At 51.0% G+C, this 13,332-nt stretch carries 12 protein-coding genes; 3 read left to right on the top strand and 9 right to left on the bottom strand.

Annotation, left to right across the window (positions count from 1 at the left end):
* Positions 1-60: 60 nt before the first annotated feature.
* Both PsAD37_RS18765 and bcp read right to left on the bottom strand, forming a co-directional pair.
* Entirely contained in the window at positions 61-948 is an 888-nt protein-coding gene (locus PsAD37_RS18765) for a ferritin-like domain-containing protein (RefSeq protein WP_063297441.1), read from the bottom strand.
* Between the two features lie 3 nt (positions 949-951).
* Positions 952-1,449, bottom strand: a complete 498-nt coding sequence (gene bcp, locus PsAD37_RS18760) for a thioredoxin-dependent thiol peroxidase (protein ID WP_063297440.1) — start codon at positions 1,447-1,449, stop codon at positions 952-954.
* Positions 1,450-1,745: 296 nt separating this feature from the next.
* Between bcp and PsAD37_RS18755 the strand changes: the two genes are divergently transcribed.
* Positions 1,746-4,916, top strand: coding sequence for an AsmA-like C-terminal domain-containing protein (locus PsAD37_RS18755; protein WP_063297439.1), 3,171 nt, complete (start codon positions 1,746-1,748; stop codon positions 4,914-4,916).
* Here the strand turns inward: PsAD37_RS18755 and PsAD37_RS18750 are convergent.
* The 4 genes from PsAD37_RS18750 to PsAD37_RS18735 all read right to left on the bottom strand — a co-directional run bounded on the left by PsAD37_RS18750 (position 4,909) and on the right by PsAD37_RS18735 (position 8,790).
* Positions 4,909-5,670 (bottom strand): class I SAM-dependent methyltransferase, encoded by a 762-nt coding sequence (locus tag PsAD37_RS18750; protein ID WP_063297438.1) that lies wholly within the window; start codon positions 5,668-5,670, stop codon positions 4,909-4,911. The genes PsAD37_RS18755 and PsAD37_RS18750 overlap by 8 nt on opposite strands.
* A 160-nt stretch (positions 5,671-5,830) precedes the next feature.
* Entirely contained in the window at positions 5,831-7,084 is a 1,254-nt protein-coding gene (gene tyrS / locus PsAD37_RS18745) for a tyrosine--tRNA ligase (RefSeq protein ID WP_063297437.1), read from the bottom strand.
* 192 nt (positions 7,085-7,276) lie between these two features.
* Positions 7,277-7,660 (bottom strand): VOC family protein, encoded by a 384-nt coding sequence (locus PsAD37_RS18740; RefSeq protein WP_063297436.1) that lies wholly within the window; start codon positions 7,658-7,660, stop codon positions 7,277-7,279.
* Between the two features lie 704 nt (positions 7,661-8,364).
* Entirely contained in the window at positions 8,365-8,790 is a 426-nt protein-coding gene (locus PsAD37_RS18735; RefSeq protein WP_063289041.1) for a MarR family winged helix-turn-helix transcriptional regulator, read from the bottom strand.
* A gap of 167 nt (positions 8,791-8,957) precedes the next feature.
* On the opposite strand from PsAD37_RS18735, the gene PsAD37_RS18730 reads away from it, so the two are divergent.
* Positions 8,958-9,554, top strand: a complete 597-nt coding sequence (locus PsAD37_RS18730) for a YceI family protein (RefSeq protein ID WP_063297435.1) — start codon at positions 8,958-8,960, stop codon at positions 9,552-9,554.
* Between the two features lie 202 nt (positions 9,555-9,756).
* On the opposite strand, the gene glnA is transcribed toward PsAD37_RS18730, so the two are convergent.
* Together glnA and PsAD37_RS18720 are read right to left on the bottom strand one after the other, a co-directional pair.
* Entirely contained in the window at positions 9,757-11,166 is a 1,410-nt protein-coding gene (glnA, locus tag PsAD37_RS18725; protein ID WP_057461793.1) for a type I glutamate--ammonia ligase, read from the bottom strand.
* Between the two features lie 121 nt (positions 11,167-11,287).
* Complete coding sequence (locus PsAD37_RS18720; protein ID WP_057461792.1) at positions 11,288-11,626, bottom strand: P-II family nitrogen regulator; 339 nt, start codon at positions 11,624-11,626, stop codon at positions 11,288-11,290.
* A 404-nt stretch (positions 11,627-12,030) separates the two neighbouring features.
* On the opposite strand from PsAD37_RS18720, the gene PsAD37_RS18715 reads away from it, so the two are divergent.
* Positions 12,031-12,480, top strand: a complete 450-nt coding sequence (locus tag PsAD37_RS18715; protein WP_063297434.1) for a VOC family protein — start codon at positions 12,031-12,033, stop codon at positions 12,478-12,480.
* Positions 12,481-12,509: 29 nt separating this feature from the next.
* On the opposite strand, the gene PsAD37_RS18710 is transcribed toward PsAD37_RS18715, so the two are convergent.
* Positions 12,510-13,166 (bottom strand): serine/threonine-protein kinase, encoded by a 657-nt coding sequence (locus PsAD37_RS18710; protein ID WP_208991967.1) that lies wholly within the window; start codon positions 13,164-13,166, stop codon positions 12,510-12,512.
* Positions 13,167-13,332 lie beyond the last annotated feature (166 nt).

Raw genomic sequence — 13,332 nt, 5'->3', positions numbered from 1 at the left:
AAATGATTTGTTAAATTCAATTAAAGTTAGTTATGGTTAATAAAGTCTAAGTGCAGTGTATCATTGGGTCAATTTGATGAGCGGACGATAGAAGCCCGGAGTGAGGCCTGCTTCTGATCTTGCCCTGTCATTAAACGGAGGCTTCAGCGGTCCTTTAAAATGCTGTTTTACGAGCTGTTGAAAACGTGGCTCAGGACGTACACGATGCCTGTCACACATGAAGCGGAACCATTTTGCTCCATAGGCAACATGCCCTTTTTCATCGTGGTAGATCACATGTAGGACGCTGGCAGTGTCTTCATCACCGGTTGCGTTGGCCTTCTCTATCATGGATGGGGTGATGTCGAGGCCTCTGGCTTCGAGCACGAGCGGAATAATCGCTAGACGTGCTATTAGGTCTTTGCCGGTTGACTGGGCTGCTTGCCAGAGACCGTCATGGGCTGGCAGATCGCCATAGGCGTGCCCAAGTTTTGCAAGGCGTTCTTGGATGAGTGTGAAATGCTTTGCCTCTTCCAAACCAACGCGGACAAAGTCGTCATAGTAGGAACGTGGCATGGGTACATGGGTGAAGCGGCCGATCAGGTCCCAGGTGAGATCGATGGCATTGAGCTCGATGTGTGCCAGAGAATGGAGCAGGGCGACCTTGCCGTTTTTCCCTCCAACAGCGCGTTTAGGCATATCTCGTGGTGGGAGAAGTTCAGGCTTGGCCGGACGACCGGGACGATCCTGCATGGGCCTTTCGCCGGTGCCGCAGGAAATGGACAGGGCACCTTTGAACCATTGATTTGCAACGTAATACGCAAGCGCGACTTTTAGGTCCAAATCAGGTGTCTCGAGGATTTGGCGTGCGCCGTCCTTGAGGGACTTTACGCTGGTGTTTTCAGGGAGGGATAGATGCGCTTGCCCTGCAAACGCATCCGCATCATTCTTGCCTGGAAGTTTTGGCATTCTTTACTGGCTCAGACCTTGTAATTCTTCCAAGACATTTTCGACGTGGCCGGGAACGCGGACCTTACGCCAAATCTTGGCAATCTTGCCGGTTTTATCAACGAGAAATGTGGAGCGTTCAACGCCCATGTACTTCTTTCCGTACATGTTTTTTTCCACCCAGACCCCGTAGGCCTCACAAACTTCTTTCTCGATATCTGCCCCAAGTGTGACGTTAAGTCCGTGTTTCGCCTTAAACTTGTCATGCTTTAGTGGTGTATCGGGCGAAATGCCGATGATAACAGCATTGTGTTTTTCAAACTCAGCCGCATTTTCGGTAAAGGCAATTGCTTCTTTTGTGCAGCCTGGTGTGTCATCTTTTGGATAAAAATAAACGACGACCGACTGGCCAGTTTGTTCTGATAGGGTGAATTGTCCTTGCGAATCTGTGGCTAAGGTAAAATCCGGTGCCAGCATGCCTTCCTGCGGTAAGGAAGGTGTCGCATCTTTCGTATCAGGCATTCTTTATTTGCTCCTGGGGTGCCATTTGGTCTCTTGGGACGCCGTTTTTTTGAGTATGGTGTAGATAAGCAATTAATCTTGCAGAGCACCTGTGATCACGCGATGCTATCGCAGGTTACGATTCGGTCAAAATCGAACGTACCACTAAAACAGGGAATAAGATTCTGGCTGTTGATGTTGGGAATACAGCAGAGCTTGAGAGCTCTCCTGTTACACGTCGTTTTAAGCGACGCGTAATATGGGGTGTTGTTTGCGTTTTTCTATTTTTAGCGTTTGGTTTTAGCGGATACCGGGTGATGAGTGGCCCGTTTTCTGTTCCCTACCTCGTGGATTGGGCAATCAAACAGTTTGAGAGCAAAGCGCTGAATGTCACCGTTGGTAGTGCGCAGTTTGATCTGTTTGGTGAAAATGGCAGCCGTATTCTCCTGGAAGACTCCCTTATTCGCGTCAAAGGTCGCACTGCTGCGACTGTGTTACTTCCACGGGCCGAAATCGGCATCAATCTGTCTGGGCTGCTGACCGGTGATCTGGAAATCACCAGTGTCGCGCTGGCACGGCCTTCTGCAACGATCAAGCTAGCGAGTGGATCAGAACCTTTGCCGCGGGTGCAAAACCGCGTGGTGGCGATCGACAAGTTTAGTGTGATTGCTGTTGAGGAGCTCAAACGCTGGCACCTTGAGAAAGTTGCTATTGAGTACGGCCGACTGGTAATCAATGCGCAGGGTGAAGAGTTTGTAGCTGATGGTATTGATGCAAATGCCGTGCTGCTGGATGATCTCTCCTTTGCAGTAAACGCCAAGATCGTAGGCCGTGAAGGGGACTGGTCATGGGATCTGAAGCGCACTGTTACACCTGAAACTGGTGCGAGAAACATTTCCGTCAATCTGCGTGATGCCTCGCTGCGAGATTTGTTGCCAACGCACAGTTTTGCTCGTGATGACAAGCTGGCGAATACGCGTCTGTTTGTTGAAGCGAATGCTGAACTATGGGCGACCGGTGAGTTTGTTGGCGCGGATATGAATGTTCGTACCTCTCCAATCTTCATCCGTACTGCTCCAGATAATTCTATCACCATTGACGAAGCATTCCTGGATCTCAATTTGCAGCGCGATAATCCCGATATTATTATCGGGCGATCTTATCTGCGCCGTAAAAACACACGCGTTGTGTTTGGTGGCGTTGTGCAGCCACCTGTAACTGAAGGTGCTGAGTGGAATTATTCGCTTGGTTCCCGGGAGATTGTTTTGGCGCCTGCTGATGTAAAATCGCCGCCGCTGCTGTTTCCTGATGCTTATGCATCGGGCACGTTTGATCCGACAAACTCCCTGATTTCTATTGAGCGAGCCCGTGCTGTTGGGCTTGATGCTGACATCAATGTTGCGGGGTCGTTCTACTACGGGAAACCGGGGCCGTCTCTTGCGCTATCTGTTTTCAGCCCGAGCCTGAGCTTTGGCGAAGTGTTGCAGGTTTGGCCGACGGTCACGGCACCGAAAACCCGAAACTGGTTGATTGATCACCTCGGCCCAGGCCGGGTTGATAATATTGCCTTGGATCTGGCGCTTGGGCCAGAAGCCTTTGATGGCGACCGGAGTACGCCTGCGTGGCAGGGAGATGGCCTTACAGCAACATTTGATGTGATTGATGGCTCAGTCAAAGCGCTCAAGACTCTGCCAGTGGTGCGAGACCTTACCGGGGCTGGCAAGATCGAGAACGAAGATTTCACGATCTCCGGCAGTAATGGTCATTTCCGTATGCAAGACGGGAACATCGTTAAGGTGCCAGAGGTTCAGTTTGCGATCAAGAATATCGCAGTACCAGGCGCGCTGCCTGCTGAGTTGTCTGTGTTGCTGACGGGGCGTGCTGACGATTTGGGTGTGCTTGCTGATGCAGAACCCATAAATGCGCTGGAGGGCTTTAGTGTCGTGCCTGCGGACCTTTCTGGCATGGGGGAAGTCCGCGTGGAAGCCTCGTTCCCGCTCATCAAGAATCTCAAGGTTAAAGATGTTGAGTGGCGGGCTAATCTGGATCTGAAAGATTTTACTAGTAAAGCGAAAATCTCAGGGCAGACCATTGAAAATGCAAATCTGACCGTTCAAGCGGATACAAAGCAAACCCAGATTTCAGGCAAGGGGAAGCTGAATGGCTTCCACTCTGAGATTGATTTGAGCACCAGCCGCGATGGTAGTGGCGCTGAAGACCGTCAGGGCGTGACGTTTGTTGCCAATGCCAAAGATCTGACAGACTACGGCGTTGATCTTCAGGGTTATGTCAAAGGCTCTGTGAAAGTCAGTTATGAAGACAGTGGCGGCGCGCAGGTGTTTGAATTGGACCTCTCAAAAGCTGCCATCAACGTTCGTGAGGTTGGCTGGAGCAAGGCGTCCGGTGTACGTGCAACCGCAAGGTTTCGTGTGACAAAAAATGGTAATGCCAGGACGCTCCATAACTTCTCATTCCTGTCTGAGGGTGTTGAAGTTCGCGGCAATCTGAAGATTGACGGCAATGGAAAGCTGGCGCTTGCCGACTTCTCCGCGTTCAATCTGCGCCCCAATGACAAAGCTAAGATGACTGTTCGTCCACGCCGTGGTGGTGGGTATCAGGTTGTTATGAATGCGGATCGCTTTGATGGCCGTGCCCTGTTGGATTCGTTTGGGGCAGATAAGGCAGGTGCTTCGACAAAGCGCAAAAGAGATGTGATTGCGGTTGACCTGACATTCCGGCGCCTGATCGGTTTCAGAGGTGTACAGGCTCAAAACGTGCGTGTTGATGGGCTCTTCCGTGGAGAGAGCGCTGTGAACCTTGCGGTTTCGGGCGCAACTTCAAGCCGTGGTCAATTCAATTTCACCGTGGGCGGCGAGGGGAAGCATCGCTTTGCAAAAGGCAAGCTGAATAATGCTGGTGAGTTCTTACGGTTTATGGACCTGTTCCCTCGTATGCGGGGTGGTAACGGACGTCTGGATATCCAGATGCCAACTGATACCAACTGGGTTGGTCAGCTGACTGTAAATGATTTCTCCATCACGGAAGACCCTGCGATTAAAGCGCTGAAAGGGATCGAGCCGAAGGAAATTCGCGGAACGCGGAACAGTGAGGTGTATTCTGCTGCAGTGAATTCTGGTGAGGCGTCTTTCCAAAAGATGCGCATGCAGTTTTCGCGCAGTGGAGATATTCTGAATGTTTCTAAGGGAACGTTGAGCGGTGCTATTATTGGCGGGACCTTTAGCGGGAATGCCAATCTGAAGAGCCGTCAGCTGGATATGGCTGGCACGTTTGTTCCTGCCTATGCCTTGAACAACCTGTTTGCGAAACTGCCGGTGATTGGTCTCATTCTGGGTGGAGGCTCTTCTGATGAAGGGCTGTTTGGCGTGACCTATAAGCTGGATGGTACTTTTGAGAAGCCTAAGTTCCAGGTCAACCCGATCTCTGCAATTGCGCCGGGTGTGTTCCGCCGTATCTTTGAATTTAAGTAGAGGTAACAGGGAGGTAGGCTGCAAAGCGCATGCAAACGTAGTCTGCTTCCCAACCTCTGGTTCTCGAATAAAGCAGCGGTTTGAGATGCTTGATTGTTTCTTTGTAAAATCGCTTCTTATGGGTCTCGCTCAGCTGCTCTGTGAGGCTGTTGGTAAAGAGTTGCAGCCATCCCTTCATTCCTGTTTCCAGCGGTGTCCTGCGTTCGATTTCTGTATGGTAGGTAACTGAGAAGCCCGCTTCTTTCAGCGCGCGCATATACGTTTCGGGAGGTGGGAAAATCCAGGGGCTCTTGTAGGGGCCGAAAGTAGGGTTTTCGGCGAACACGTTCTCCATTGCAGATCGGATGATGCGGCAGTTCCGGTCGCATCCCATTTCACCAACAAACCGACCTCCCGGCTTAAGAGCTTTCACAATACCGCGGATGACGCCCTTGTAGTCCTGCATCCAATGAAGGGCTGCGTTGGAGAAAACTGCGTTGAACTCCTTGTTAAAATTGAGATTTTCAGCAGGTATGAGGCAGGTCTTGATGCCTTTCTCATTCGCCTGCAGGAGCATGTCTTCTGCTGTGTCGACGCCGGTTACGATTGCCCCTCGGCTTTGGATTTCCTGGGCCAGCGTGCCTTCACCGCATCCCAGATCCAAAATGCTTTCTCCGGGTTGCACAGCCAGCAGTTCAAGTGCATCCTGCCCAAAGTCTGCGACATAGGCTGCGTGCTTCAAGTATTGTTGTGCGTTCCAATCCTGCATCGCCATGGGGGCTGCTCCTGAATACGAGAGAAGCAGTTTAGGTTATCAGGCCTAGTTCAAGGTGCAGCTGACTGGCTGTAATTGCATAAACTTGCAGTGTTTTGCAGGTAAAGAAAAAGCCGGGTGCATGACCCGGCCTTGTTAAAATCACTGTGATGCCAGCTTGTTAGACTGGCTTTACAAGAACGTGCTTTTTCTTGCCAAGGGAAAGTTTGATCACGCCATCATCGGTCAGATCAGCGTCGGTGATAGAGCGGTTATGATCCTGCTCCGCCTTATCGTTGATGCGTACAGCGCCGCCTTTGATGTTGCGACGGACTTCTCCGTTGGAAGAACACAGGCCAGCGGTTACGAAAGCGTTGAGGATGCCGAGGCCTTCTTTCAGCTCTGTAGCAGCAATCTCGATGGTTGGCAGACCAGCGGCATTGGCACCTTCTTCAAACGCCTTACGAGCCGTCTCAGCAGCTTTGTCAGCCTCGATACGGCCATGGAGCAGGGCGGTGGCTTCGGTTGCCAGCACCTTCTTGGCTTCGTTGATCTCAGCGCCTTCCATTCCTGCCAGACGTTTGATCTCGTCCATTGGCAAAATGGTGAAGAGTTTCAGGAACTTCTCAACGTCAGCATCTTCGGTGTTGCGCCAGAACTGCCAATAATCGTAGGGGCTGAGCATGTCTGCGTTGAGCCATACTGCGCCTGCTGCGGTTTTGCCCATCTTGGCACCGGAAGTTGTGGTGAGCAGCGGGGTGGTGAGGGCGAACAGTTCTTTGTCTGCAAGACGGCGACCAAGGTCTACGCCAGAGAGGATGTTGCTCCACTGATCAGAGCCGCCCATCTGCAGACGGCAGTCTGTGCGGCGATGGATTTCGAGGTAATCGTAGCCCTGCAGGAGCATGTAGTTGAACTCGAGGAACGACAGGTGCTGCTCGCGTTCCAGACGCAGGCGCACGCTGTCGCGCTGGATCATCTGGTTGACGGAGAAATAACGGCCAACATCACGCAGGAAGTCCATGTAGTTGAGTTTGAGCAGCCAATCGGCGTTGTCCATCATCATTGCATCAGATGGGCCATCACCGAATTGCAAAAACTTTTCAAAGACTTGTTTGATGCCGTTTTTGTTGCCTTCGATGTCTTCATCGGTCAGAACTTTGCGGCTCTCGTCTTTACCGGTCGGGTCGCCAACGCGTGTTGTGCCGCTGCCCATGAGGGTAATCGGACGGTGGCCGGTCTTCTGGAACCAATGCAGCATCATAATTTGTACAAGGGAGCCAACGTGCAGGCTGGAGGCTGTACAGTCAAAGCCAATATATGCGGTTACGGTCTCTTTCGCACAAAGTTCGTCCAGACCTTCGGCGTTAGAGAGTTGGTGCAGGAAGCCGCGTTCTTCCATTGTCCGCATAAATTCGGATTTATATGAGCTCATTGGTCAAGCCTGTTCAAATTACTGAGTATTTCCAAGTTGAAAGGTCTATACCTGAGTTTTCAGCGGGATTCACTCGTTTTTTCTGGAAAGCCCAAATGCTATGCTGCGGATTTGGGATTGCGCTGAGAATTTGGCACTTGGGCTTGCTGGATGGCATCACCAGAATGCAAGGATGTTTCCTGCTTGTTTGGCTCAGAGCGGAATGCGACCGAATTTCAACAGGTTGCCGTGAGGGTCGTGGATGTAAAACTCTTCCATATCCCAGGGGCGTTTGGCGAGTGGTGTGAAGCGGGGTTCGCTCTTGCTGTCTTCCGGAAGTCCGAGTTGGCGATATTCTTCGTGAAGATCGGCGATAGGTCCTCCACGGAAATAAACGCTGCTGTTGTTGCACAAGTGCTTTTCTGTGGTGAGCCAGAAGTGGATTTCCAAAGTGTCTCTGCGCAGAATCAGAAAGTCGTCTTGTTCGTAAACGACGTTGGTAAAGCCGAGCTTATCTGCGTAAAACGCTTTTGTTTCCTGAATGTTGAGGGAAGGGAGCGTGGGGAGAAGTTCAATTGTGTCGGCTGCTGCAGTCATTGTTTTCTCTAAAATATGAATGTAATTGGTATATTTTAGAGGGTGCGAAATACTTTGCAATGGCCAAAAGAAAACCCCGCGTCCTTCTCGAAGGTCTAAACGGGGTTTTGCTTTTATAGTCGGATCGCCGCGATTTACCGTTTCAAGGCTATATGCTGGGGCGTTTGATATGATTTCCGCCCGTGTACGTCCGGGTTCGATCCGTGCTTACCGTCTGATGACGCTCGGTCGCTCAGGCCGTTTTGTAGTCTTGCTATATTGTAGCATCTTGCAGAGGGTCTTCATAAGTACCGAATTGCCTTTATAAAAACCGTACAACATGCAGGTCCGGTGGAGTCATTGGCTCTCCTTTTGTTGACCTGTACCTATCATAGGAACGCTTGGGTTTTCTTTCAAGGGATGGGGGAGAAAATAGTTAGTGCTGCCTTAGTGAAGACGCTCTATTTTTCCAAAAAAGCGCGAAAAAGAAGGCGATCCGAGAGGATCGCCTTTGAAGAGTATGCGGGTCTAATCAGCACGATCAGATACTGATAACCTCATTGCACTTAAACGCAGTTTCGTGACGTGGTGATGACATATCCTCTTTGCGCTCTAGTGTGCGTTGGTTTGCGTTCTTTCGTGTTTTCTTGCGTTGCTGTGTAGAGGCGCTGTGTTGCGCGTAAAGCCATTGTTTACTGTCGCGACCCACTGGTCGATGAAAAAATCTAAACTAGCGCCTTCAAGGCTGCTGCGAGTTGGGTCGCGCCTTCCTTGCTGATTTTTGTATCGAGTTTTTCTTCCAGCATGCGCTCATAGGTTTGCCACATCTGGGCGCGGAGATCTTTTCCCTTTGAGGTGATGAAAAGGGTCTTGCCGCGCTTGTCCTTGAGGGCGGGTTTGCTCTCGACCAGCTGAGCCTTGGCAAGCGACTGGATAACACGGGAGAGGTTGGCCTGCTGAAAGAGGACACGTTGCTCCAGCTCGAATTGCCTCAGGCCATCGGGTGCGTTCTCCAGTTCCCAGAGGATGTCATACCAGGAGAGAGGGGGGAAACGCTCTGCTTTGAAGGCGCCTTCGATATCGGTGTAGATGGTCTTTTGCACTCGGTTGAGAGCGATCCAGAGAGAAACTGACTCTTTGCTGACAGACATCACATCCTCGTTATTTGCGCATTCCGCTCTTGAAAATGGTTTTCATTCATTTAGATGTATATACATGCATATATATTAACATGATAAAAATCAATAGGTTAATGAGTGTGCATTTGCAGGAAACTGCAGTTTTTATGTGACAAACAGGGATATGAGGCAGGAAAAGCATGAGGCATTTCACGAAATTCGCCGTTGTTGCGGCATCGCTTGCATTCACAGCGTCAGCGCAGGCCGCGAGCTACAAATTTGATCCGACCCATACCGAGGTTCGGTTTTACTACAATCATGCGGGACTGACAGAGCAGTCTGGTGAGTGGAAGGTTGTTGGCGGGGAAGTGGAGTTTGATCCGGCAAAGATTGAAGAAACGAAAGTCAGTGTGACTATTGATCCGGCAAGCGTGGATACGGGTGTTGAGCCGCTGGATGAGCATCTGAAAGGCTCTGACTTCTTTGACGCGGAGAAATTTCCTGAGATCACGTTTGTGTCCACATCCGTCAAACAAACCGGAGCAACAGCTGTGACCTTGGTAGGGAATCTGACCATCAGGGACCAAAAGCATCCGGTGGAACTGGACTTTCAGCTCAAACACAATGGCCCGCATCCGCTGGGAAGCTACTTTGATTACTATCAGGGGCAGTGGATAGGTGTAGAGGGTAAGGGAGCGATTTTGCGCAGTGACTTTGGTGTTGGTAAGTTTACGCCATTGACCAGCGATCGGGTGCGTCTTGAGATTTCTGCGGAGATGAGAGAGGGCGGCTGGTAAGGTCTCTGCTTTGCTGATGCAGGTTTGTATCGCCAGATGAGATCTGGGTGATGGAAAAAACAAAACCCCGACTGAGGCCAGCCGGGGTTTTATTGTGCCTAGATGAGAGGACTGCTTTTGAAAGGCGTCTCCTGATTTGAGCCGAAGCTCGTCTTATGGATACGCCATAGGTGCATTGGAGTTAAAGCAGTCCCTTCATAACTTAGACGGAGTAGTACATGTCGAACTCAACTGGGTGAGGGGTCATGTCTGTGCGCATGACTTCTTCCATCTTCAGTTCGATGTAGGCGTCGATCTGGTCGTCATCGAATACACCGCCTGCTTTGAGGTATTCACGGTCTGCATCGAGGCATTCCAGAGCTTCACGCAGAGATGCTGCAACAGTTGGGATCTCGGAGAGTTCTTCTGCTGGCAGATCATACAGGTTCTTATCCATAGCATCGCCAGGATGGATCTTGTTCTTGATGCCATCAAGGCCAGCCATCAGCTGTGCAGCAAACGCCAAGTATGGGTTTGCGGAAGGATCCGGGAAGCGAACTTCAACGCGCTTGCCTTTTGGAGAAGATGTGAATGGAATACGGCAGGATGCAGAACGGTTCTGGGAAGAGTATGCCAGAAGAACTGGAGCCTCGTAGCCCGGTACCAGACGCTTGTAGGAGTTGGTGGACGCATTGGTGAATGCGTTCAGAGATTTCGCGTGCTTCAGGATACCGCCGATGAAGTACAGAGCATTCTCGGAAAGGTCAGCATACTGGCTGCCAGCAAAGGTTGGCTTGCCGTCTTCCCATAGGGAGAAGTGGCAGTGCATGCCGGTGCCGTTGTCGCCGAAGACTGGCTTAGGCATGAAGGTCGCGGACTTGCCATAAGCGTGTGCAACTTGGTGAACCACGTACTTGTAGATCTGCATGTGGTCAGCACAGGTTGTCAGGGTCTGGAACTGCATGCCGAGCTCGTGCTGAGCTGCTGCCACTTCGTGGTGGTGCTTTTCAACTTTAACGCCCATGTCGGACATGACAGTCAGCATTTCGGAACGGATGTCCTGCGCGCTGTCAATTGGTGGTACTGGGAAGTAACCGCCTTTTGTGCGTGGACGGTGACCGAGGTTACCGGACTCGTACTCGCTATCCATGTTGGATGGCAGTTCGGAACAATCCAGCTTGAAGCCGGTGTTGTATGGGTCTGCTGCAAAGCGAACGTCGTCGAAGATGAAGAATTCAGCTTCCGGGCCAACGAATACGGTGTCGCCAGCGCCACATGCTTTCACATAGGCTTCAGCGCGCTTGGCTGTCATGCGTGGGTCACGGTTGTAACCTTCGCCTGTGCGTGGGTCGAGAACGTCACAGAAGATGGACATGGTGGACTGCGCGAAGAATGGGTCGATATGAGCTGTTTCCGGATCTGGCATCAGCATCATGTCGGATTCGTTGATTGCTTTCCAACCACCGATAGAAGAACCGTCAAATGCGACGCCCTCTGCGAACATGTCTTCGTTCACCTGGGAGATATCCATGGTGACGTGCTGCAGCTTGCCGCGCGGATCAGAAAAACGAAGATCTACGAACTTTACGTCTTTTTCCTGGATTTCTTTCAAGACATCAGCGGAGGTTGTCATAACTTCCTATTCCTCTTATTAAAATCGCCAGTGGCGCAGTGTTGTAAACTGGAAGACCAAGCGTGTGGGATCGTTGCCCCTAACTCATTCAGTCCTCGTGATTTCCTAGTGAAACTCTGGGTTAAACAGCGTCTTCGCCCGTCTCTCCCGTACGAATACGGATTGCTTCTTCGATGCTGGAGACAAAAATCTTGCCGTCACCAATGCGGCCGGTCTGTGCAGCGTCACGGATGGCTTCTACAGCTTTTTCTACAAGATCGTCGTTGAGTACGATTTCCACCTTTACCTTTGGCAGGAAGTCCACCACGTACTCGGCGCCACGATAGAGTTCTGTATGACCCTTCTGGCGGCCAAATCCTTTTGCCTCGGTAACGGTGATCCCCTGAAGACCAACCTCCTGAAGTGCTTCTTTCACTTCATCCAGTTTGAACGGCTTAATGATCGCCTCAATTTTCTTCATGGTCTTCACACTCTCAGTTCGTCTTGTATCTGCGTGCGCTGCTGATCTGGCATGCTCTTAAAAATGATCAGCGCGTGTGCAGAAAGTTCGCGATTCAAAACTTACGGAAATATGAATGCAGAAACCGTGCCAGTTTTGAAATTTTCTTAAAAAGCCGCGAAAGCGGGCAGTTTGCTCCCTTAATAATAATGGGAAACTGCATCTGAAATATATCTGGTGCACAAACACTGCGCATAATGGTTAAAAAATAGGCAGTGCACCTTTTGTTCATCTCGCCTGAAACTAGGTGTTGGTTCCTTGTGCAAGGCAGGGTTATGGTTGCTATGGAAAAAGCTGTTGCAGATTTTGCGCGTTCCTATGGAAGCTGACAGTCAGTTTTTGGCATGCGCTTGAAGGAGCGAGTGATGAGGTTGGTTTCTCTCGACCATGTCGTGCTTACCGTTCATGATGTTGAACGTACCAGTCGGTTTTATCAGGATGTGCTGGGTATGGAGGAGATCATATTCGGAGGCGGGCGGAGGGCTCTGCATTTCGGTCAGCAGAAGATCAACCTTCAGCCCACTGATGTGGATCATACTCCGATCGCTCAGGAGCAGATGCCGGGGACGGCAGATCTTTGCTTTCTGGTTGAGAGTCTGGATTCGGCCATTGCGCGGTTGAGTGCTGCCGCTGTGACGATTGTGGAGGGGCCTGTGTTCCGCACAGGTGCCAGTTCGCCGATCCTGTCTGTCTACATTCGCGATCCTGACGGCAACCTGATTGAGCTTTCCCAGCCTCAGGATGTGGTGATTGCCAGTGATGAGCGGGAGATTGCCAAGAAGGTGAAGAAGAAGCCGCCGAAGTCCAATAGCTAGAGGATTTTGTGAGGGGTGGTCCTGCTAGCCTAGCTTTTCTCTGATGCGGATTTGGAGCTGTTCTGCTGCATGATGTAGGCGAGGACTTTTTTCGCTTCATCTGGTTGTAGGAGTGGGTCCTGTAAAAACTGGCTTTGCTGCATGTCGTCCAGACTGCTTCTCTTTTGAGGATCAATCTGCATGGAGTTGTTGACGAAGCGGGCGTACTGAGACTCGTAACTCTCGTTGTAATAACCGGGCTCTCCAGCCAGATCAGGATCATCTGTTGGCTTGAGGGCTTTCTCCGGGCTGTATTTCTCGTCGGTTTGTGCGTTTTGGGATTTGGAATTACTCAGTTTGCGCACAACATGGAGAGCGAATGCATAAGGGCTGTCGCAATCCGGCGCGCCCAGAAGATTGGCTTCACCTTCACCTCCGCCATATACCATCTGGCCAACGGCATAGCCGTCCTGTTTATCGTCCAGGCGGTCACGATCCTCTGCGTCTTTGAAGGCGGCGGCGATGGCTTCCGGGCTGGAATACGCCGGGGTGCCGAAGTCCAGTGGATCTTCTCCAATGGTGCCTGCAAAGCCAAAATCAGCGATTTTGAGGGATTGGCTGTTCTTGTCGAATAGGATGTTGCCCCCTTTGATGTCGTTGTGACTGATACCTGCCGCGTTGACATGTTTCAGACTGTGAATCGGCATGCAAAATTGACCCGGTTAGGTGGGTTATGAGCGTTTAAGATTGACCCACCTGTTTGTTAGGATCCGTGCATTTAGCGCGGGGCATGAACGGGTGATATTGATGGAAAGTGCAGCCAAGATCCGCCGTCTTGTTTTACGGGATGGTCGAAGTGTCCGGTCGGTCAGT

It is taken from the genome of Pseudovibrio sp. Ad37 (genome assembly GCF_001623075.1).
Taxonomy (GTDB): Bacteria; Pseudomonadota; Alphaproteobacteria; order Rhizobiales; family Stappiaceae; genus Pseudovibrio.
The sequence above is the reverse complement of the archived record's forward strand: the minus strand, read 5'-3'. Positions and strand labels throughout refer to the sequence as shown.

Bases quoted from the DNA above. Each gene is read 5' to 3' on its own strand.
- PsAD37_RS18730 (WP_063297435.1), top strand. From the start codon at position 8,958: ATGAGGCATTTCACGAAATTCGCCGTTGTTGCGGCATCGCTTGCATTC.
- PsAD37_RS18750 (WP_063297438.1), bottom strand. From the start codon at position 5,670: ATGGCGATGCAGGATTGGAACGCACAACAATACTTGAAGCACGCAGCC.
- PsAD37_RS18755 (WP_063297439.1), top strand. From the start codon at position 1,746: ATGAGTGGCCCGTTTTCTGTTCCCTACCTCGTGGATTGGGCAATCAAA.
- tyrS (WP_063297437.1), bottom strand. From the start codon at position 7,084: ATGAGCTCATATAAATCCGAATTTATGCGGACAATGGAAGAACGCGGC.
- PsAD37_RS18710 (WP_208991967.1), bottom strand. From the start codon at position 13,166: ATGCCGATTCACAGTCTGAAACATGTCAACGCGGCAGGTATCAGTCAC.
- glnA (WP_057461793.1), bottom strand. From the start codon at position 11,166: ATGACAACCTCCGCTGATGTCTTGAAAGAAATCCAGGAAAAAGACGTA.
- PsAD37_RS18715 (WP_063297434.1), top strand. From the start codon at position 12,031: ATGAGGTTGGTTTCTCTCGACCATGTCGTGCTTACCGTTCATGATGTT.
- PsAD37_RS18720 (WP_057461792.1), bottom strand. From the start codon at position 11,626: ATGAAGAAAATTGAGGCGATCATTAAGCCGTTCAAACTGGATGAAGTG.
- bcp (WP_063297440.1), bottom strand. From the start codon at position 1,449: ATGCCTGATACGAAAGATGCGACACCTTCCTTACCGCAGGAAGGCATG.
- PsAD37_RS18740 (WP_063297436.1), bottom strand. From the start codon at position 7,660: ATGACTGCAGCAGCCGACACAATTGAACTTCTCCCCACGCTCCCTTCC.
- PsAD37_RS18735 (WP_063289041.1), bottom strand. From the start codon at position 8,790: ATGTCTGTCAGCAAAGAGTCAGTTTCTCTCTGGATCGCTCTCAACCGA.
- PsAD37_RS18765 (WP_063297441.1), bottom strand. From the start codon at position 948: ATGCCAAAACTTCCAGGCAAGAATGATGCGGATGCGTTTGCAGGGCAA.